Origin of the sequence: Bradyrhizobium sp. OAE829 (assembly GCF_040546575.1) — a bacterium.
Taxonomy (GTDB): domain Bacteria; phylum Pseudomonadota; class Alphaproteobacteria; order Rhizobiales; family Xanthobacteraceae; genus Bradyrhizobium.
This window is the reverse complement of sequence record NZ_JBEPOE010000001.1, coordinates 1948689-1968362: the sequence shown is the minus strand read 5'-3', so window position 1 is coordinate 1968362 and position 19674 is coordinate 1948689. Positions and strand designations below refer to the sequence as shown.

Genomic DNA, 19674 nt, shown 5'->3' with positions numbered 1-19674 from the left:
GGGGTTGATATGAACGTAGCCATGTTTGCTGCACCGGCGGAAGCCACTCAGGCTGAGGCTGATCCGCTGGACCATCTTGCCGACGTGCTGTTCCACAAGATGGGATCTCCGGGTGTCTATGCCCGCACCGCGCTCTATGAAGACGTCGTGGAGCGGCTCGCGGCGCTGATCACGCGGCACCGCGAACCGGACACCGAGGTGATGCGCTTTCCTCCCGTCATGAGCCGCGCGCAGCTTGAGAAGTCGGGCTATCTGAAGAGCTTTCCGAACCTGCTCGGCTGTGTCTGCGGCCTGCACGGCACGGACAGCGAGATCGACGCGGCGGTCAGCCGTTTCGATGCCGGCGGCGACTGGACCATGTCACTTTCACCGGCAGATCTCGTGCTGTCGCCGGCGGCCTGCTATCCGGTCTATCCGATCGCGGCGAGCCGGGGCCCCCTGCCGGCGGGTGGCTTATGTTTCGACGTGGCCGCCGATTGCTTCCGTCGCGAGCCCTCGCGCCATCTCGACCGGCTGCAGTCGTTCCGGATGCGCGAATACGTCTGCATCGGCAGCCCCGACCACGTCTCGGCGTTCCGCGAGCGTTGGATGGTGCGCGCTCAGGAGATCGCCCGCGATCTCGGACTGACCTTCAGGGTCGACTATGCCAGCGATCCGTTCTTCGGCCGGGTCGGCCAGATGATGGCGGTGAGCCAAAAGCAGCAGTCGCTGAAATTCGAGTTGCTGGTGCCTTTGCGCTCTGAGGAGAAACCGACTGCATGTATGAGCTTCAACTATCACCGCGATCACTTCGGCACCACCTGGGGCATTACGGACGCGAACGGTGAGCCGGCCCATACGGGTTGCGTGGCCTTCGGAATGGATCGTCTCGCCGTCGCCATGTTCCATACCCACGGCAAGTCCGTCGCAAGGTGGCCGACCGCGGTGCGGGATCTGCTCGGCTTCCCGCGGAACGACCGGTAGCCGACGTCGGCATTCGAGGAACTGAAATGCACCAACGAACTCCCGAGGTAGCCCGCGACAGAAGAGCCGAAGGGCCAACCTCCATGAAAAGAGAGACCCTTGCCGTACACGGCGGCTTCGACAACGATCCGACCACCAAAGCCGTCGCCGTGCCGATCTATCAGACCGCCTCGTACGCATTCGACAGTGCCGACCATGGCGCGGCGCTCTTCAACCTCGAAGTGGACGGCTTTCGCTACACGCGGATCGGCAATCCGACCAACGCGGTGCTGGAGAAGCGCGTTGCCGCCCTGGAAGGAGGCGTCGAGGCGATGAGCGTGGCGTGTGGCCAGGCCGCGGTGAACTATTCGGTGGTCAACATCGCGGAGATGGGCAGCAACATCGTCTCGGTCCCGCAGCTCTACGGCACCACGCATACGCTGTTCGCGCACATCCTGCCAAGGCAGGGCATCACGGTCCGGTTCTCGGAAGACGACAGTCCGGCGAGCATGGAGAAACTGATCGACGACGATACGCGTGCGGTGTTCTGCGAGAGCGTGGGAAATCCGGCCGGAAACGTTTGCGACATCGAAGCGATAGCCGAGGTCGCCCACAGGCATGGCGTGCCGCTGATCGTCGACAACACGGTTCCTACCCCGATCCTGCTCAGGCCGATCGAATACGGAGCGGACATCGTGGTCGAGTCGCTGACGAAGTTCATGGGCGGGCACGGCACCACGCTCGGCGGAATCATCGTCGATAGCGGCAGGTTCCCATGGGCGAAGCATGCCCGGCGCTTTCCGATGCTGAACGAGCCGGAGAAATCCTACCACGGGATGGTCTTCACCGAGCGCTATGGGGCCGCCGCCTACATCGCCCGCTGCCGCGCCGTCTCCCAGCGGACCACCGGCTCCATCCTGTCGCCCTTTAACGCGTTCCTGCTGCTCCAGGGCATCGAGAGCGTCGCGGTGCGGATCGAGCGGCACGTCGAGAATGCCGAGAAGGTCGCGCGGTTTCTGCGCGACGACCGCCGCGTCGGATGGGTCAACTACGCGGGCTTTGACGATAACCCCTATCACGCGCTGACGCAGAAATATCTGGGCGGCCGTGCGTGTTCGCTGCTGACCTTCGGCGTGGCTGGAGGGTTCGAGGCCAGCAAGCGGTTCTACGACGCGCTGAAACTGTTCAAGCGGCTGGTCAATATCGGGGACGCCAAATCGCTTGCCTGCCACCCGGCATCGACCACCCACCGGCAGATGTCGCTCGAAGAGCAGGAAAGGGCCGGCGTGCGGCCCGAGATGATCAGGCTGAGCGTTGGTATCGAGCACGCCGACGACATCATCGCCGACCTCGATCAGGCGCTCCGTGCCACAGATTGAGTGCAGGTCAACCATGAAGGCATTCAGATGCCCGTCCTTGTAAATATAGACTCGTACGAACACCACCTTTTCTCAAGAGCGCGGAACGGAAGCGGCGCTGAGTCCCCCGGAAGCCGGAAGGAATGCCTCGACATCGGGCTGATCAACAACATGTCGGATGCCGCCTTGATGTCCACCGAGCGCCAGCTGTTCGACCTGCTCGGCGCGGCCGCCGGCGAGCTCCTGGTCAGGCTGCATTTCTACACGATGGAGACGACGCCCCGTTCGGACTGGGGGCGCGATTACGTGCGTCGCTACTACCGTGGCACCGACGATCTGCTGAACAGGCGCCTGGACGGTGTGATCGTGACCGGCGCCGAACCGAGAGCCGCCAGCCTGCCGGAAGAACCATACTGGTCCAGCTTCGTCCAAATTATCGATTGGGCCAGGGAGAGCACCGTGTCGTCGGTGTTTTCCTGTCTGGCCGTCCATGGGGCCGTCCTGCACCTGGATGGTGTGGAGCGCCACAAGCTGCCTGCCAAATGCATCGGCGTCTTCGCTCAAACGAAGACGAGAGATCATCCCTTGATGCGCAACGTTCCGGCGACCTTCAGAACGCCGCACGCCCGGTGGAACGAGGTGCAGGAGAGGGCTGTCGAGAGCTGCGGATATTCCGTTCTCACCAAGTCGGCAGAGGCCGGCGTCGACTGCTTCGTCAAGCAACAGAGGAAGAGCCTCTTCGTCAATTTCCAGGGCCATCCGGAGTACGACACCCACAGCCTGTTGGCTGAATTCAGAAGGGACATGGGTCGTTTCCTCCGGAGCGAGAGCGAGGTCTGTCCGACGATACCGAGCGGCTATTTCGCCTCGGAGGCGGAAGAGATTCTGACGGCCTTCCGGCGCAAAGCCCTTTCCGACAGAAGTCCGGAGCTTTTTGCCGATTTCCCGGTCGACCAAGTGGCGAAGGATTTGAGAAACGCCTGGCATCCGCCGGCACGGCGCGTATACCGCAACTGGCTGCTGTACATGGCCTCGCAGCGAGCTGGACGCTCAAAGCCGTTTGCCTTCAACGGAAGTTATCGAACGAGGCCCAGGCCTGCCGCGGCGTAGATCATGGGTGCGTGCGGGCAACATGGAGAACCGGAGCAGCGGCCGCGATCCGCTAGCCGGGCTCTCGCTCGACGACCTGCCGACGAAGAAGCGAGAGCGGATTGTATGATGGAGTTCGGACCGTGATCCGATGCCGCGAGATAGGACCGGCCGACCTTGCTGCCATCGCCGATCTTCTGACGCGTGGCTTTGCACGCCGTTCGCGCGACTACTGGATGGACGGGCTCCAGCGCGCTTCCGTGCGCGAGGTACCCGATGGTTTCCCCCGCTTCGGGTACATGCTCGACAATGATGGGATGCCCGTCGGCGTTCTGCTGTTGATCTACACGGAGCGCGACGATGACGGCGGAACCTCGATCCGCTGCAATCTCTCCAGCTGGTATGTGGAACCTGCGTTCCGCAACTATGCGCCGATGCTGACCAGCGTCGCGCAGCGCCACAAGCGCGTCACCTACGTCAACATCAGCCCGGCCTTCTCAACCTGGCGGACAATTGAGGCCCAGGGATTCCGCCCCTATTGCGGCGGCTTGTTCTTCTCCTTTCCGACGCTGTCGCGTCCGACGAGGAGTATGCGCGTCGAAGTCGTTCAGCAGGGCACGCATGCGGTGGGCGGCTTGTCCGACGCCGACGTCGCGCTGCTTGCGCGGCACGCGGGCTACGGCTGCCTGAGCCTGGTGTGCCGCGCGGGCGACGGCCGCGGTTACCCCTTCGTCCTGCAGCCGATGCGCAAACGCGGAATACCCGTGCCAGCGATGCGGCTGATCTATTGCCCCGACGTGGCCGACTATGTCGCCTGCGCCGGCGCCATCGGCCGCTTCCTGCTCCGGCGTGGCCGGATCCTGGTCGCCCTCGACGCCAACGGCCGCATGAAGGATCTGGTCGGCTTCTACAGGGGAGAGCGCGGTCGCAAATACTTCAAGGGTCCGCGGTGCCCCCGGCTTGCCGATCTGTCGGATACCGAGCTGGTGATCTATGGACCGTAACTCTGCTGCCAATGGAGACCCGTCATGATTCCCAACAGCAAGTCCGTCAGCCATTCGCAGACATGGACATTCTACCAAGGCCAATGGCACGAGGGTAATGTGCCGATCATGGGGCCACGCACCCATGGGCTTTGGCTCGGCTCGACCGTGTTCGATGGCGCACGCGCGTTCGAAGGCGTTGCGCCCGATCTCGACCGCCATTGCGCCCGCGTCAACCAATCCGCGCTCAACTTCGGGCTCAAGCCGATCGTCGATCTCGACACGTGGCTGGGTCTGGCGCGCGAAGGCATCGCGCACTTCGCGCCCAATGCCGAACTCTACGTTCGCCCGATGTATTGGCCGCAGAATGGCGTGGGCGGCGGCGTGCTGTTCGATCCGGAGACGATGGACTGGTGCCTTAGCATCTACGAAGCGCCGCTCCCGAAGCCTGTCGGCAACGCGATCACACTGTCGCCGTTCCGCAGACCGACCGCCGAATGCGCGCCGGTCGATGCCAAGGCCGCCTGTCTCTACCCGAACTGTTCGCGGGCTCTGATCGAGGCCGCCTCGCGCGGCTTCCAGAACTGCCTGATGCTGGACATGCTCGGCAATGTCGCGGAGTTCGGCAATGCCAACGTGTTCATGGCGAAGGACGGTGTCGTCTACACGCCGGCGCCGAACGGCACCTTCCTGAACGGCATCACCCGGCAGCGGGTGATCGAACTCCTGCGCGGTTCGGGCGCCACCGTGGTGGAGGCCACGCTGCGCTATGCCGATTTCCTTGCCGCGGACGAGATCTTCTCGTCCGGCAATTTTGCCAAGGTTGCGCCCGTCATTCGGATCGACGATCGGCAGCTTACGCCCGGGCCGTTCTATACGCGCGCGCGGAAGCTGTATTGGGAATTTGCGCACGCGGTAAAGCTTGCGGCGTGATGATGATGACCTTTCAACCGAGATCAAGTCGCATGGCTTTTCGAGTTGCCGATCTGCTCGTGGATTCTCTGATCGCGCACGGCGTCGACCGGGCATTTAGCGTACCCGGCGAAAGCTTTCTTGCGCTCCTTGACGCTCTGTACGAGCGCGACGAGATCGATCTCGTGACTTGCCGCCACGAGGGAAGCGCCAGCCTTGCCGCAGTTGCCGACGCCAAGCTTACCGGCCGGGCCGGCGTGGTGATGGTAAGCCGCGGGCCGGGGGCATCCAACGCGGCGCTTGGTCTGCATGTGGCTTCGCAGGAGGCGATACCCCTCGTATTGCTCGTTGGTCAGGTCGGTACGTTTGAGCTGAATCGCGACGCAGTGCAGGAGATCGACACGGGGCGGGCGTTCAGTGGCCTTATCAAGTGGTCCACCAGAATCGATTCGGCGGCCCAGCTGCCCGAGATGATGGCGCGCGCATTCTCCGTGGCGCTTGGCGGCACGCCCGGGCCGGTGGTGATCGAGCTTCCGGAAGACGTTCTCGAGATGGAGGCGGGTCCGCTCTCCGCCAGGGTTCACGGCGTCGCGCGAGCCGAGCCCAGCCGGGCCGCCATCGAGCAGGCGACCGTCATGCTTGGCAAGGCGGAGCGACCGATCCTGCTGGTCGGAGGAGAGTGTCGCACCGCGGAATTTCGTATGGATTTGATTGCGCTGAGCGAGCGCTGGAATGTACCGGTCGCCGCCACCAACAAGATGCAGGATCTGTTTCCGAATGATCACCGGCTCTGGATTGGTCAGCTTGGCTTCTTCACGTCGCCGGCGCATGTTGCGCTCTTTGAGCAAGCGGATCTGATCGTTGCGATTGGAACGCGGCTCGGCGACCTGTCGTCCTTGGGCTTTCGGTTTCCGCGACAATCGCCGCCGTCTCAGCCTCTGGTTCACGTCTATCCCGATCCGAATGCGATCGGGACTCACTTTCATACGGATCTTCCAATCGTCGCGTCGGCGCATCCGTTCTTGAAATCCTGGCTCGACTTGCCGGTCGTGTCGCGCGAGCGCGGTGGGTGGATCGAAGCCGTGGCGAAAGCCCGAGAGGCGGTGCACGCATGGCCCGAGCCGGGTATCCCGATCGCCGATGTCTTCGGGCATGCCGTTGCGGCCATCGCCAAGCGCTTCCCGGCAGATGGTATCGTGACGACCGACTCCGGCAACTTCGCCGCCTGGGTACACCGCATATTCCGCTTCCAGCCGTCGGCCCGGCTGCTCGGCTCCGCCTGCGGCGCGATGGGCAGTGGTGTTCCTTCTGCATTGAGCGCGAGCCTTCGTTATCCGAACAATCAGGTGATCGCGTTCTGCGGAGACGGCGGTTTCCTGATGACCGGGAACGAGCTGGCAACTGCGGTTGCCCGCCGGCTCAATATCAAGATTGTGATCTCCAACAACCAATCGTACGGCACCATCCGTTCGTATCAGGAGAAAGCGTTTCCGCAGCGTCCTTGCGGTACCGACCTGTCCAACCCCGACTTTGCGGCCCTTGCCCGCGCATTCGGAGCGCAGGGCTATACGATTACGAACGCGGCGCAGGCAGCCGAGGTCGTCGCAGAAGCAATGTCGGCCAAGGGCCCCGCAGTGATCGAAGTTCGATCTGATGTACGCCAAACTCCCGATCGATCCCTCGCTGCCGCGCGCGCTGATGCATCGGAGCGCCGGTAGGGTTTATCTGCGGCCCTCGGGCCGCGAGCGCCTAATGTGCTGATTGGGTCCGCTAGGTGTACCTCTGAAGGGTTACCTACGGATATCAGCTGCGCATTGATGGAGCGCGGGAGCCGATACCCATTCGTGCCGTCAATCTGTTCACATGATGAGGCTCCGTGCAGAGCATAGCCCGGAAGGGTAGGTGTGATTCCCTAATGCAGGGAATAGGATGCGCAGGCGAAGGGGCATAAATCGCGCAACGACGGATTAGAAAGGATATCACCATGGGACAGGTGATTGCGGTTGGGGCGCGGCACGCAAAAGCTGCGTTGCGCAAACTGCTTGTGCTGGCGGCGCTCGCCCCGCTGCTCACGGTCGTTCAGCCGTCCGAGGTGGATGCACAGACGCAACCTGCTACGCGTCAATTGCGACAGGTGCCGGCGCAAAAGCCGCAAGTGACGATGAACGCCTGGACGGTTGGCCTCGCCGGAGGCCTTCTCGAGGGCGCGCCCATCCGTCTGGCGGCCGAAGTAGCCCGCGTCGTCGATGATGGTGACAAACTGCATGTCCTTCCGATCGTGACGCGCGGAGCCACGGAAAATGTGAACTCGCTGCTTTACTTGCGCGGCATCGATGCCGCCATCATCAATTCCGACGTGCTTGAGGAATACAAGAGCCAGGTGCCCGATATTCAGCAACGGCTGGCCTATGTGCTGAACTTGTTTCCGTCCGAGCTTCATATCTTCGTTCGTCCCGAGATTCAGAGCCTGAACGATCTTGTCGGCAAGAAGGTGAACTTCAATACCCAGGGCACCGCGGCGGCCTATTCGGGGCCGCTGATCTTCAGTCGTCTGGGCCTCGATGTGGAAAAGACCTTCATCCCGCATCAGATCGCGCTCGAGCAGATGCGCAAGGGCGAAATGGCCGCGGTCGTCTTCATTACCTCGAAGCCGGTGGATGCCTTCGTGCGCGGCCGCTGGGAGGCGGGGTTCAAGTTCCTGCCCGTCCCCTATGACCGCAAGTTCGAGGACTATTATCTTCCCGCCGCGCTCGATGCCGCAGAATACCCCAATCTGATCAAGCAGGGCGAACGCGTAACGACGATTGCGGTGCCGACCGCGCTCGTCGCCTTCAATTTTCCAGCCAAATCGAACCGCTACGAGCGGCTAGCGCGCTTCGTGGACCATCTGTTCTCCCGGATTGAAAAGTTGCAGCAGCCTGGCTTCGACCAGAAGTGGAAATCGATCAATCTCGCGGCTACCGTTCCTGGTCTTGCGCGCTTCCCTGCGGCGCAGGCATGGCTCGATCGTGGGCCGCGTGCTGCGCATGCATCGCAATGAGACGCGCGGCCGGTCTGTTCGTGGCTGGAATCACGCTCGCAAGTGGCACTGCTTTGGCGCAGGGGACAAAAGATCATCCGACAGCGCAGCTTCACGATTGTTCCCCGGCGGAACGCGCAGCAGGCCTGGAGTGCCCCGAGAGGGCGCCGCGGACCACGGCGCCTCGTCAGGCGAACCAGGGAAATAACTGGATCATTAGCGTGACGATCTCACCCGTCGACTATTCACCGGTCGCTACCGCCACAACATCGTCACGCGATGGTGCGGGCGAATCCGGAGTGAAGCTTTCGATTCGATGCCGCGGCGGGCGGAGCGAACTGGTGGTCGCCGGGCCCGGCGTTCCCGGTCGCGGCAACGATTATACGATTTCCTATCGCGTCAACGACGGTCAGGGGCTGCAGATCGCGGCAGCTGTGCCGACCTCGGGAATCGGAGTGGCGTTCGGGGGCGACGTTGTTCGGTTGCTGCAGTCCCTTCCAGACAGCGGAAGCCTCAGTATTCACCTTACATCCCGGATGGGGACTGCTCTGGATGCAGTGTTCTCGCTAGGCGGGTTGGAGGCGGTGCGTGCGAAGTTGGCCACAGTGTGCAGGTGGCCACATCCAGCCACGAAACCCAACGGATGAGCAGTCCAATGACGTGTATCGACAGGAGAGGCATAATGAGCATGTTTCAATATATTGCGCGGGTAATCACCATGGCGGCCGCAACGTTGCTGTTCGCCGCGCCACTCGCTGCGGCGGAGCAAGGCGGACGGTACTGGGTGCCGACAACGACGGAGCCCGCTACGCCCCATCAGCGCATTGCGGCTAAGGCCACCACACATAACAAAGCAACCAAACAAAAGAAGGCACGATCCCCTCTCGCCGCCAACGCTCGGCTTGCCGACTCCAAAGCGCACCGTTTGATCTTGCAGGTGAACACGAACGACCCTGCCGCCATGAATCTCGCACTCAACAACGCCACGAACGTCGCGCAGTACTACAAGGATGCCGGCGAGAAGGTGAAGATCGAGGTGGTCACGTTCGGGCCCGGCCTGCACATGCTGCGCGATGACACCTCGCCGGTAAAGGCACGTATCGAGGAGATGGCGCTGAGCACGCCGGAGGTATCGTTCAAGGCCTGCGGCAATACTCAGGAAAGAATGCACAAGGCCGAGAACAAGAGCATCCCGATTGTTCGTCAGGCGGAGGTGGTGAAGTCAGGCGTCGTGCGCGTGATGGAGCTGCAGGAGAAGGGGTGGTCCTATGTAAAACCCTGACCCGAAAGGGGTGGGGTCCGCCATGCGAACCCTAGGATTTGCATGGCGGCGGAGCGCATTATAGCGCGACCTGAACAGGTCGCATCGCCAAGCGACGGTGATTGCAGATGGGCCGCACGGTTATTCTCAGTGACGGATCAAATACCGTCTCCGATATCGCAAGCGCGTCGCGCAACGATTCGGATACCACGCCGTTTGCGCAGAAGACAATGCAGAGGAGGCAGCTGCCCGCGCCCGGACGATCCGCGCCCCTGTGGATGGCCGCTGCTATGCTCGCAATGACATGGGCGTCGGAAACGCAGGCGTCCTCCGATCGGGAGCGACCGTTGGCGGATGCGCAGCTGGTGACGGCTGCCCGCAATCTCGATTCTGTTGGAACGGAAGGTGATGACGATTCAGTAGCCTTGTCGGTTGCCTTGTCGGTTGCCTTGCCGCCGAGCCGAGCCGGCGACGACAGATCGGTGCAGGTTGTCCAAGCGACGATCGGCGACACAAGGCAGTCTCCGGAACAGGAACTTCACTGGGCGGAGACCCTGTCTCGCGAACTCACCAATTCACGACGCGATATCGAGTTGCTGCAACGTCTCGAGCAGGAGCGCGATCGGGCCGAGAGGCTGGAGCAGGGTCTTGCGGCGGCGCGAAGGGATGTCGAAACCCAGAGCGCGCTGGCGGCTAAAGCGGCCGAAGAAGCCGCGCGCATGAGGCAGGCTGCGCCGAGCGGTGCGGCGGAGTCGCAGAACTCCCTGCAACAGGCGCTTGAGCTGGCGGAGCGACTGAAGCAGGATCTCGCGGCGGCGCGACGCGATGTCGGGACCCAGACCGCATTGGCTACAAAGGCAGGTGAGGAAGCTTCCCGGTCGAAACAGGCGGGGGAGAGCATCGCTGCGGAGCTGCAGAAGTCCCTGCAACAGGAGCGCGAGCGGTCCGCGCGGCTGGAGCAGGATCTGGCGACGGTGCGGAATGATGTCGAGACCCTGACCGCGCTGGCGAAGAAAGCGGGTGAGGAAACTGCCCTGCTGAAAGCGGCGGGGGAGAGCGGCGCGGAGCTGCAGAGGTCCCTGCACCAGGAGCGCGAGCGATCCGCCCGGCTGGAGCAGGATCTTGCGGCAGCGCGGAATGATGTCGAGACCCACGCCGCGCTGGCGGCAAAGGCGAGCGAGGAGGTTTTGCAACGGAAGCAGGCAGCGGAAGCCGGGGCTGCCGAACTGAGGCAGTCGCGTGCAAGGGCCGACGCGCTGGCACAAGACCTCTCCCTGTCGCGGAGCGCGATCTATGCATACGAGGCTCAGGCCCGCAAAGCTGGAGACGAAGCGGCGGAGCTCAGGCAAGCCGCTGCAATCGGCGCGCCGTCGCCTGGCAAGGCCGCTGCGGACGAGCGCGAGCGGTTTTCACGTCTGGAGCTGGATCTTGCGGTGGCCCGACGTGACGTCGAGACCCAGGCTGCGCTGGCGGCGAAAGCGGGTGAGGAAGCGTTCCGGCTGAAACAGGAACGGGAGAGCGGCGCGGCGGAGCTGCAGAAGGCCCGGCAACAGGAGCGTGAGCGATCCGCGCGGCTGGAGCAGGATCTGGCGACGGCGCAGCGTGATCTCGAGACCCAGACCGCGCTGGCGACGAAGGCGGGCGAGGAAACTTCCCGGCTGAAAGCGGCGGGGGAGAGCGGTGCGGCAGAGCTGCAGAAGTCCCGGCAACAGGAGCGCGAGCGATCCGCGCGGCTGGAGCAGGAGCTGGCGACGGCGCGGCGTGAGGTCGAGACCCAGACCGCGCTGGCGACGAAAGCAGGCGAGGAAACCTCCCGGCTGAAAGCGGCGGGGGAGAGCGGTGCGGCGGAACTGCAGAAGTCCCGGCAACAGGAGCGCGAGCGATCCGCGCGGCTGGAGCAGGAGCTGGCGACGGCGCGGCGTGATGTCGAGACCCAGACCGCGCTGGCGACGAAGGCAGGCGCGGAAACCTCCCGGCTGAAAGCGGCGGGGGAGACCGGCGCGGCGGAACTGCAGAAGTCCCGGCAACAGGAGCGCGAGCGTTCCGCGCGGCTGGAGCAGGAGCTGGCGACGGCGCGGCGTGATGTCGAGACCCAGACCGCGCTGGCGACGAGGGCAGGCGCGGAAACGTCCCGGTTGAAAGCGGCGGCGGAGAGCGGTGCGGCGGAGCTGCATAAGTCCCTGCAACAGGAGCGCGAGCGGACCCTGCGGCTGGAGCAGGATCTCGCGGCGGCGCGGCGTGATGTCGAGATCCAGACCGCGCTGGCGGCAAAGGCCGACGAGGAAGCTAGCCGGCGAAAGCAGGCGACGGTAGCCAGTGCCGCGGAGTTGAGGCGATCGACGCAGAAAGAGCACGAAACGGCCGATTTCCTTGAAGGCCTCTCGATGACGCGGAGCGCGATCTATGCGTACAAGGCGCAGGCCCGCAAAGCTGGAGGCGAAGCGGCGGAACTCAGAGAGTCGGCTGCAAACAGCGCGCCGTTGCCTCGCAAATCGGCACAGGACCAGCGCGAGCGGCCCGCGTGGTTGCAGCAGGATCTTGCAGAGGCGCGTGCCGAGTGGACACCAGCAGCGCCCGCGCGTGGCGATGCCCAGCTCGATTCCGAGCAAGCCGCGGTGGCGACAGGGTTGGTTGCGCGCGCGGCCGCGCTGCTCCGGCAGGGCGATATAGGCGCGGCGCGGCTTGTACTCGAGCGCGCCGTCGAGATGGGCAGCGCCCAGGCGAGCTTCGCGCTGGCAGAAACTTACGACCCATTGATCCTTGCGAAATGGAAAACTCAAGGCACGCGCGGCGATGCGAGCAAGGCGCAGGGCCTGTATGCCAGGGCCGACGCCGCAGGAATCCAGGAGGCGAAAGCGCGGCTGGAGGCGCTGCGTCGCTAGCACTTATGCCAGTCGACCGGCGACATCCGCGCAATCGTCTCCACGGCCGGCATCTCCCGGCACGTGCTTCGTTCGAAATCGGCAAGCGCCTTACGGGCAATTGTTGCCCGCAAGGCTCATCGATAGCGTTCGCCTACCGCTCTCGCATCGACTCCTGCTTGTATCGCGCCAGTGGCGACAGAAGGTAGCTGATGATCCTGCGCGTGCCGGTCTTGATTTCGACCGTCACCGCCATTCCGGGGCCGAGCTTGACGAGCTTGTCCTCCACCTGCATCTCCGGACGGTCGAGCGAAATGCGCGCGGCATATTCCAGCTCCTGACCTTTCGGCTCACTGCTGCTCTGCGCTGTACCCGATCCCCGGTCACTCGAACCGCTCTGCGGCCTGTCGCGCGTGATGGCATCCGACGACACGCTGATCACGTCGCCATGAAGGAGCCCATAACGCGTGAAGTTGAACGTGTCGACCTTGATCTCGGCCTTCAGTCCCGGATGAACGAAGCCAATGTCGCGATTGGAGAGCATGGCCTCGATCTCGAGCTGGCTGTCGCTCGGAACTACCACGGCCAGCGCCTGCGCCGGCGTCACCACGCCTCCCACCGTATGAACGGCAAGCTGCTGCACGATACCGTCGACCGGTGCGGTCAAGCGCTGTAGTTTCGTGCGCCGATCCGCCTTGACCACCTCCTGCGCGGCGCTCGCAGCCTTCTGCTCGGCCTTCGCGAGTGCGTCATAGGTCGTGCGACGAAACTCCGCTGCGGTCCTTTCCTTTGTTTCCTTCAGCAGCGCGGTGGCCGCGTCGGCTTCGAGCAGTCGACTTTGCTGCAAGAGGAGGTCCTGCTGAAGGCCGACCAGCTCCTGGAACTCCGAGAGATAGATGACCTTCGAGGCCAGTGCCTTCTCGACGAGGCCTTTGCGGATGTCGACGCGCTCCTGCAGCACCGGTATCGTCGCCTGCAGCTTCGCCGCGCTCGCCGACGTGGTTGCTCGTTCCGCTTCCTTCTGACCCAGCTGGCGCTCGATCTCCGCGAGCTTGGCGTTCTGTTCGGCGCGCTGGCTGATCAGGAACTGGCGATGCATTTCGACCTCGGCAGCGCTTGCGCTTTGCGGCGGCCGGAAGGCGGCGAGCGGGTCCGCCGCCAGTGCCGCGCGCAGCCGCGCGACTTCGAGCTCGGCCGCAAGGAGATCGCTCTTCTGGCGCTCCTGGTCGGCTTCCGTCATCGTCGGGTCGAGCTCGATCAGGACGTCGCCGGCCTTGACGCGCTGTCCGTCGCGCACCTGGATGGCGCGGACAACGCCCGTTTCGAACGGCTGGATCAGCTTTGTGCGCCCACCCGGCACGATCTTGCCTGTCGCGGTGGCGACGATATCGACGCTGCCGAGCGAGGCCCAAGCCAGCGCGACGCAGAAGAGCGCGATGATGCTCGCCCCGATCGCACGCCCGATCGGCGACGGAGGCGATTCGGTGATTTCGAGAGCTGCCGGCAGGAACGCAATTTCGTTCTCGCGCCGGCGAACTTCGGCTCTCGGAAATGCAACGACGTTTCGGTTAGCGGACGTCATGGATACCAGCCTGCAAATAGTGGAGGTTCGCGTAACGGCCGTTGGTGCGGATCAGCTCATCATGGCTGCCGTCCTCAACGATCCGACCATGCTCGATCGTGATGATCCGGTTCGCATTGCGCACGGTAGAGAGCCGGTGCGCGATGACGAAGACGGTCCGTCCGGCAGAAATCTGTTTCATGTTCTGCTGGATGGCGCGCTCGCTTTCGTAGTCCAGGGCGCTCGTCGCCTCGTCGAAGATGAGGATGCGCGGATCGGTGATAAGTGCGCGCGCGATCGCGATACGCTGGCGCTGTCCGCCGGACAGGCTGCTGCCGCGTTCGCCCACCACGGTGTCATAGCCCTCGGGCAGCTCAAGGATGAAGTCGTGAGCGCCGGCGAGCGATGCCGCCTCGATGACCCGCTCCATCGACATGGACGGATCGGCGAGCGCGATGTTCTCGCGAACCGAGCGGTTGAAGAGCACGTTCTCCTGCAGCACGACACCGATCTGTCGTCGCAGCCAGCTCAGATCGACCATCGCGAGATCGACGCCGTCGACCAGCACGCGTCCGCTCTCCGGCACATAGAGGCGCTGGATCAGCTTGGTGATGGTGCTCTTGCCCGAGCCCGACGAACCCACGATGCCGACGACCTGGCCAGGCTCGACGCTGAAGGAGACGTTGTGCAGTACCTCGGGGCCGTCGAGGCGGTAGCGGAAGGTCGCGTGCTCGAATGTGACCTTGCCGCGGATCGCCGGCAGCGCGGCGCGGCCGGGATTGAAGCTCGGCTCGGGCAGGGTGTTGAGGATGTCGCCGAGCCGATCGATCGACAGTCGGGCCTGATGGAAATCCTGCCAGATCTGTGCGAGCCGCAGCACCGGCGTGCTGACGCGCGCGGCCAGCATGTTGAACGCGACGAGCTCGCCGACCGTCAGCTCCCCGCCGATCACCAGCCGGGCGCCGAAGTAAAGGATTGCCGCGATGACCAGCTTGTTGATCATCTGGACAGCCTGGCTTGCCGTATTGTTCAGGCTGAGGACGCGGAAGCTTGCGGCCACATAGCCGGCGAGCTGCTCCTCCCAGCGGCGTTGCATCTGCGGCTCGACTGCCATGGCCTTCAGGGTTTCGACGCCCGTGACGCTCTCGACCAGGAAGGCCTGATTCTCGGAACCGCGATTGAACTTCTCATCGAGCCGCCTCCGAAACAGCGGCGCAACTCCCGCGGAGATCCCGATGTAGAACGGGAAGGACGCCAGGACGATCAGCGTCAACGTCGTCGAGTAGTAGAACATTACCGCAAGGAAAACGACCGTGAACAGCAGGTCTATGACCAGCGTAAGCGCCGAGCTCGTCAGGAACTGACGGATATTCTCGAGCTCGCGGACGCGTGCCACCGAATCGCCGACGCGGCGGGTCTGGAAGTAGGCGATCGGCAGCGCCATCAGGTGGCGAAACAGCCGGGCGCCGAGTTCGACGTCGATACGGTTTGTCGTATGCGCGAACAGATAGACGCGCAGCGTTTCGAGAATGGCCTCGAAGACGGTGAGGGCGACCAGGCCAATGATCAGCACGTCGAGCGTGCTCATGCTTCGATGCACGAGCACCTTGTCGATAACCACCTGGAAGAACAGCGGTGAGACGACGGCAAAGATCTGAATGAAGAAGGAGGCGACCAGCACCTCGCTGAGCAGGCTGCGATACTTGTGGACTGCGCCGACAAACCAGCCGATATCGAAGCGACGGGAGAGGTCCGTCAGGGTCGCGCGCCGGGCCATCAGGATGATGTCGCCGTCCCAGATGGCCTCCAGTTCAGCCTGCGTTATTGTTTCGGGCCGGGGCGACAACGGGCGCTGAACAAGGAGATTGTCCTCGATCACCTTGCCGAGGATCAGAAATCCGCCGTCGCGCAGCACGGCGATTCCCGGCAGCGGGGTAACCGCAAGCCGGCTCCAGCTCGTCTTTTGTACCCGTGCCTTGAGCCCGAAATCCTTGGCACAGCGCAGGATTTCGGTAACACCTACGCGCGCCGCGCCTACCCGATGGCGGATTTGACCCGGGTCGGCCGCGATACCATGGCTACGCAGCAATATCGTCAGCGCGATGAGCGCGGATTCATCTGCGGCATTGTCGGATTCGGTATTCGCCACCGCGACTTCGGTGCTCTCCGGTGGGGACGCAGTATCGCCTCGCGCGGCGAAACTTCCACGCATCCAGGTGTCGCGAGCTTTCATCAAGGCATCGCGGGATTTCATCAAGGTGTCGCGCGTGCGCATCAAGGCGTCGCCGGGACTGATCACAGGCCCGAGGGTCCGCACCAGGACGTCCCCGGCGCGGCGCGCAAGGTCAACTCCTCGGGTGCTGAGGCCGGCGAGTGCATGAAGTGCCCGATTGGCGACGGTCTGGGGTCCGGGCAGGATCAGGCGGCCGTCCCAGATTTCCTCGAATTCCGCGCGCGTCATCACCCTGGGATTTGACCAGGTCGGATGCAGCACAAGCGCACCCCTGTCGTCGATTTTTCCGAGAAGCAAAAATCCGCCGTCACGCAGCGCTGCGATTCCAGGCAGCTGGATGCCCGCAAGTCGCTGCCAATGCGTCGTCCGCGAACCGAGATCGACTCCAAACTCGCGCGCGCAGCGCAGCATTGCGCGGATGCCGATTGCGTCGCTTCCGCATCGATCGCGGAGCTGCTCTGGCGTAGCGTTGACGCCATGAATTCGCAGGAACAGAGCCAGGGCTCGGAGCCCTAGATCTGCGGCGTGGGCATTTCCATTCTGGATCGCCATGTTTTTTACTCAACCCTTCGCGGCTACCGACCGCTTCCGATGTTCCTTCTCATGCATTCCCAAATTTCGAAGTCGGCGCACCCGGGCGACGAGCGCCCGGGTGCGGAAGTGGATCAGGCAGGGGGTCTGGTGAGGAACGATTCCAGACCCGGAGTGGTGCCATTCGTTGTAGCCGCCACAATCTGACCGGGATCGACCCGGCCGGTATTGGCGGCCATATACTGGTTCAGCAGCGCAAAGCTCTGGTTGGCCAGGGACGTTGCGGGACTGCTGGTCGCGGGCGAAAGATCGCCCACATTGATCACTTGCGGCGTAGAGGTCGCAACTCCGCCGGCGGCGAAGTCCCCGATGCGGCTAAGCAGGGCCGAACCCGGGCTCGTCGAAGAGGCCGCGGTCGTGGTGGTCGCAGGTGCTGTGGGCGCGGTAATCCCCGGAGGAGCATTCGTCACGGAGATCGGCTGCGGCGCCGTCACCGGGCTGATGATCGGGCCCGTCGTTACGGTGGAGGTCTGCGGCGTCGTGGTGGTCGGAGTGGCCGCAGACGGAGCATCCGACAGCGTCATCCTCTGCGTCGCGGATGTCGTAACGGCGCCGGTGACCGGGTCCTTGGCGGTTGCCGTCAACCAGATTGTGTCGACCGGATCACGCGAGCCTTGGTAGTAGTTGTGCAGCGTCAGTCCGCTGTCAACCTGCTCCTTGGTCAAGGTGATGTTTCTACCACTGAACGTGTGACCGAGGCCGTCGGTGATCGTCTCGTACGACGCCAATCCCCTGATGTTCACGGTCACTCTGTCGTTGGGATCGGTCGTTGACACCTTCACCCCCAGGCCGATCGTGCCGCCCCTGCCGGCCACCGTGAGCGTGTGATCCGCGACGGCGAGGACCGGCGCGACCGAGGATGGAGACGTCGGGTTCGTCGGCGAGGTCGGGTTTGTCGGCGAGGTCGGGTTCGTCGGTGAGATCGGATCGACATCGACCTGGAGACCGGTGAAGGTCTTCAATGCGCCCGAAAGGTTCGCCGCCAGGCCGGATGCATCCTTGATGCTCCCGCCGGCCAAATTGACGCCGGTGATGGCAAGCGCCGAGGTATCGCGGTCGGTCGCCGCGACCGTCGTTTTGAAGGTGAGCGTATTCGAGCCCGTCCCACCCACATAGGTGGCCTGGCCGCCATCATTGAGCGACAGCGTAGGCCTACCGGTGACGGTCACGGCCTCGCTGAAGCCGAGCGTCAAAGTGATGGTATCGCCGACGTGCTCGATTCCCGTTCCCGGTAAAGCGGACGCCTGCGTCACTGTCGGTGCGAGGTTTACCGGATTGGTTGGATTGGTTGGATTCGTGGGCGTGGTGGGCGTCCCCGGACCGGGCTCCAGGCCGGGCGCCGGATCTGCCGTCAATTGGGCCGGAGTGAGCGTAGTGAAATAGACCTGCTGATATTCGGTTGTCAGTTTGGTCCAGTTGCTGTTCCCGGCTAAGGGATTGTTGTTAAATCCGCTGACAAATCCAGCGCTGGGGCTTACCCACCAATCGGCGCCGAGCTGGGCCACCAGATTCGCATTCGGATCGTTGGTCTTCATTTCCGCTACGACGAAAATGCCGTCGACCGTTCCGGGTGCGTAAGTTCCGCGCCCCGTGGGCCAGAAATGGTCGTTGTATCCGCTTGTAGGCGCATCCACGCTTACGGTGCCATCGGACAATTTTTGCTGTTGCCATGGCACACTTGCATTACCAGCGAAGTCAGCGAGATAATGGTGCCCACTGATGCCCTGCGTCGACTGGTTTTGCACCAGGACCCAGTCGCCATTTGTGAGATGCACATACGTACGGAAATTCGCGATCTGTACAGTGTCGTCCGACGGGCTCGGGCTGAGCGGCACTCCGGCCTGATTATAGACCACCCCCCATCCCGTGACAGCCGAGAAATTGGAAGGCGGGTTGTCGTTGGCAACAAGTGCGCCCTTATACCAGCCCCAGCTCGAAGGGACGCCTAGCGGGTATCCATCGTTGTTCCCAGGCGTATTTTGATAGATGGCTTCGTTCAAAGCGCTTGTGGACACTAAGATCTCCTTTACAGGAAGTTGAAGTTGAAGTTGGAATTCCACTGCCGCGCATAGCGGGCGCACGACATATTGCTTGCTCGCAGTCTGGGACCGCGAACACATTTCAACGCTCGGACTGCGAGCGGATTCCAACGCATCGCAGCCCTCGGACTGCGAGCGGATTCCAAATGCAGTGGGAATTGCCCCCCCGACTGCTGATCGGTTGGTTAGTAAGCAAAGATGGCGAAAAGACTTCCAAAAAGTGATTTTAAACACATGTATATGGCCCTATACGTGCGGATATTTCGTCGAAACGCGGTCGACAGGCCGGTTCAAAACACCCACGTTGGATTTTTCTGTCAGATCTACGGCGGCGTCGCTGGGGCGGGAGCGTCATGCGGGTCGTCCCAAAGCGTCGGCGAACCAAGCTTGCGGATCGGTCGACGCTCCCCACCGACTTCGCCACAGAGGTAGCCGAGGGGCGAGGGGTGTTGAGCAGGCTGGCCGGAGCTTCCAGTCGCTTTGGACTCAGCGATGAGTGGTACAGCGTTTGGCACGGCGTCGCCAGCTTGATGCACTTTCAAACCGGCAGCGGTGTTGTTCGCGTTCGCCCCGCGTACGGAGCCGTGGCGTTTGGCTACCAATCGGCGTCGAGCCGGGCCACCAGATTTGCGTTCGAACCGTTGATCTGCATCTGCGCTTCAACGAAGACACCGTTGACGTTCCGGGCGTGAAAGTGCCGCGCACCGCGGACCAGAAACGATTGTTGTATCGCTGGCGTTGTTTGTATGCTGGACGTGTCACGCCATGTTTGCGGCACAGATCGACGACCGAAACGCCCGCCTCTGCTCTTAAGGCCCTTCAAAG

12 protein-coding genes are annotated in these 19674 nt (G+C 63.2%); 9 read left to right on the top strand and 3 right to left on the bottom strand.

Going from position 1 to position 19674, the window contains the following annotated elements; genetic code table 11:
- Positions 1 to 9: 9 nt before the first annotated feature.
- From ABIE49_RS09525 to ABIE49_RS09485, 9 genes are all read left to right on the top strand, one after another.
- Positions 10 to 963 (top strand): amino acid--[acyl-carrier-protein] ligase, encoded by a 954-nt coding sequence (locus tag ABIE49_RS09525; RefSeq protein ID WP_192738750.1) that lies wholly within the window; start codon positions 10 to 12, stop codon positions 961 to 963.
- Between the two features lie 83 nt (positions 964 to 1046).
- Entirely contained in the window at positions 1047 to 2321 is a 1275-nt protein-coding gene (locus tag ABIE49_RS09520; protein ID WP_192738749.1) for an O-acetylhomoserine aminocarboxypropyltransferase/cysteine synthase family protein, read from the top strand.
- Positions 2322 to 2348: 27 nt separating this feature from the next.
- The gene (metA, locus tag ABIE49_RS09515) at positions 2349 to 3410 is read left to right on the top strand and encodes a homoserine O-succinyltransferase MetA (protein WP_192738748.1); all 1062 of its coding nucleotides are present in this window, start codon (positions 2349 to 2351) and stop codon (positions 3408 to 3410) included.
- 101 nt (positions 3411 to 3511) lie between these two features.
- The gene (locus tag ABIE49_RS09510) at positions 3512 to 4393 is read left to right on the top strand and encodes an acyl-CoA acyltransferase (protein ID WP_192738747.1); all 882 of its coding nucleotides are present in this window, start codon (positions 3512 to 3514) and stop codon (positions 4391 to 4393) included.
- Positions 4394 to 4417: 24 nt separating this feature from the next.
- Complete coding sequence (locus ABIE49_RS09505) at positions 4418 to 5305, top strand: branched-chain amino acid aminotransferase (protein ID WP_192738746.1); 888 nt, start codon at positions 4418 to 4420, stop codon at positions 5303 to 5305.
- 32 nt (positions 5306 to 5337) lie between these two features.
- The gene (locus ABIE49_RS09500) at positions 5338 to 7002 is read left to right on the top strand and encodes a thiamine pyrophosphate-dependent enzyme (protein ID WP_192738745.1); all 1665 of its coding nucleotides are present in this window, start codon (positions 5338 to 5340) and stop codon (positions 7000 to 7002) included.
- Between the two features lie 266 nt (positions 7003 to 7268).
- Positions 7269 to 8324, top strand: coding sequence for a TAXI family TRAP transporter solute-binding subunit (locus ABIE49_RS09495; protein WP_192738744.1), 1056 nt, complete (start codon positions 7269 to 7271; stop codon positions 8322 to 8324).
- 661 nt (positions 8325 to 8985) lie between these two features.
- Positions 8986 to 9585 carry a DsrE family protein gene (locus ABIE49_RS09490; RefSeq protein WP_192738743.1) on the top strand — a complete coding sequence of 200 codons (600 nt, stop codon included), beginning with the start codon at positions 8986 to 8988 and terminating at the stop codon, positions 9583 to 9585.
- Positions 9586 to 9911: 326 nt separating this feature from the next.
- Complete coding sequence (locus ABIE49_RS09485; RefSeq protein ID WP_192738742.1) at positions 9912 to 12446, top strand: coiled-coil domain-containing protein; 2535 nt, start codon at positions 9912 to 9914, stop codon at positions 12444 to 12446.
- A gap of 133 nt (positions 12447 to 12579) precedes the next feature.
- Here the strand turns inward: ABIE49_RS09485 and ABIE49_RS09480 are convergent, their stop codons facing one another.
- The 3 genes from ABIE49_RS09480 to ABIE49_RS09465 all read right to left on the bottom strand — a co-directional run bounded on the left by ABIE49_RS09480 (position 12580) and on the right by ABIE49_RS09465 (position 18825).
- Positions 12580 to 14007: an HlyD family type I secretion periplasmic adaptor subunit gene (locus ABIE49_RS09480; RefSeq protein WP_192738741.1), complete on the bottom strand. Its 1428-nt coding sequence runs from the start codon at positions 14005 to 14007 to the stop codon at positions 12580 to 12582.
- Entirely contained in the window at positions 13994 to 16771 is a 2778-nt protein-coding gene (locus tag ABIE49_RS09475) for a type I secretion system permease/ATPase (protein WP_192738740.1), read from the bottom strand. The genes ABIE49_RS09480 and ABIE49_RS09475 overlap by 14 nt, the downstream gene beginning before the upstream one ends.
- A 113-nt stretch (positions 16772 to 16884) precedes the next feature.
- On the bottom strand, positions 16885 to 18825 hold the full coding sequence (locus tag ABIE49_RS09465) for a hypothetical protein (protein WP_192738739.1): 1941 nt from the start codon (positions 18823 to 18825) through the stop codon (positions 16885 to 16887).
- Positions 18826 to 19674: the final 849 nt, after the last annotated feature.

What these genes read in the sequence shown, in the direction of transcription:
- ABIE49_RS09525 (WP_192738750.1), top strand. Translation starts at nt 10, where the DNA reads ATGAACGTAGCCATGTTTGCTGCACCGGCGGAAGCCACTCAGGCTGAG.
- ABIE49_RS09520 (WP_192738749.1), top strand. Translation starts at nt 1,047, where the DNA reads ATGAAAAGAGAGACCCTTGCCGTACACGGCGGCTTCGACAACGATCCG.
- metA (WP_192738748.1), top strand. Translation starts at nt 2,349, where the DNA reads ATGCCCGTCCTTGTAAATATAGACTCGTACGAACACCACCTTTTCTCA.
- ABIE49_RS09505 (WP_192738746.1), top strand. Translation starts at nt 4,418, where the DNA reads ATGATTCCCAACAGCAAGTCCGTCAGCCATTCGCAGACATGGACATTC.
- ABIE49_RS09500 (WP_192738745.1), top strand. Translation starts at nt 5,338, where the DNA reads ATGGCTTTTCGAGTTGCCGATCTGCTCGTGGATTCTCTGATCGCGCAC.
- ABIE49_RS09495 (WP_192738744.1), top strand. Translation starts at nt 7,269, where the DNA reads ATGGGACAGGTGATTGCGGTTGGGGCGCGGCACGCAAAAGCTGCGTTG.
- ABIE49_RS09490 (WP_192738743.1), top strand. Translation starts at nt 8,986, where the DNA reads ATGAGCATGTTTCAATATATTGCGCGGGTAATCACCATGGCGGCCGCA.
- ABIE49_RS09480 (WP_192738741.1), bottom strand. Translation starts at nt 14,007, where the DNA reads ATGACGTCCGCTAACCGAAACGTCGTTGCATTTCCGAGAGCCGAAGTT.
- ABIE49_RS09475 (WP_192738740.1), bottom strand. Translation starts at nt 16,771, where the DNA reads ATGGCGATCCAGAATGGAAATGCCCACGCCGCAGATCTAGGGCTCCGA.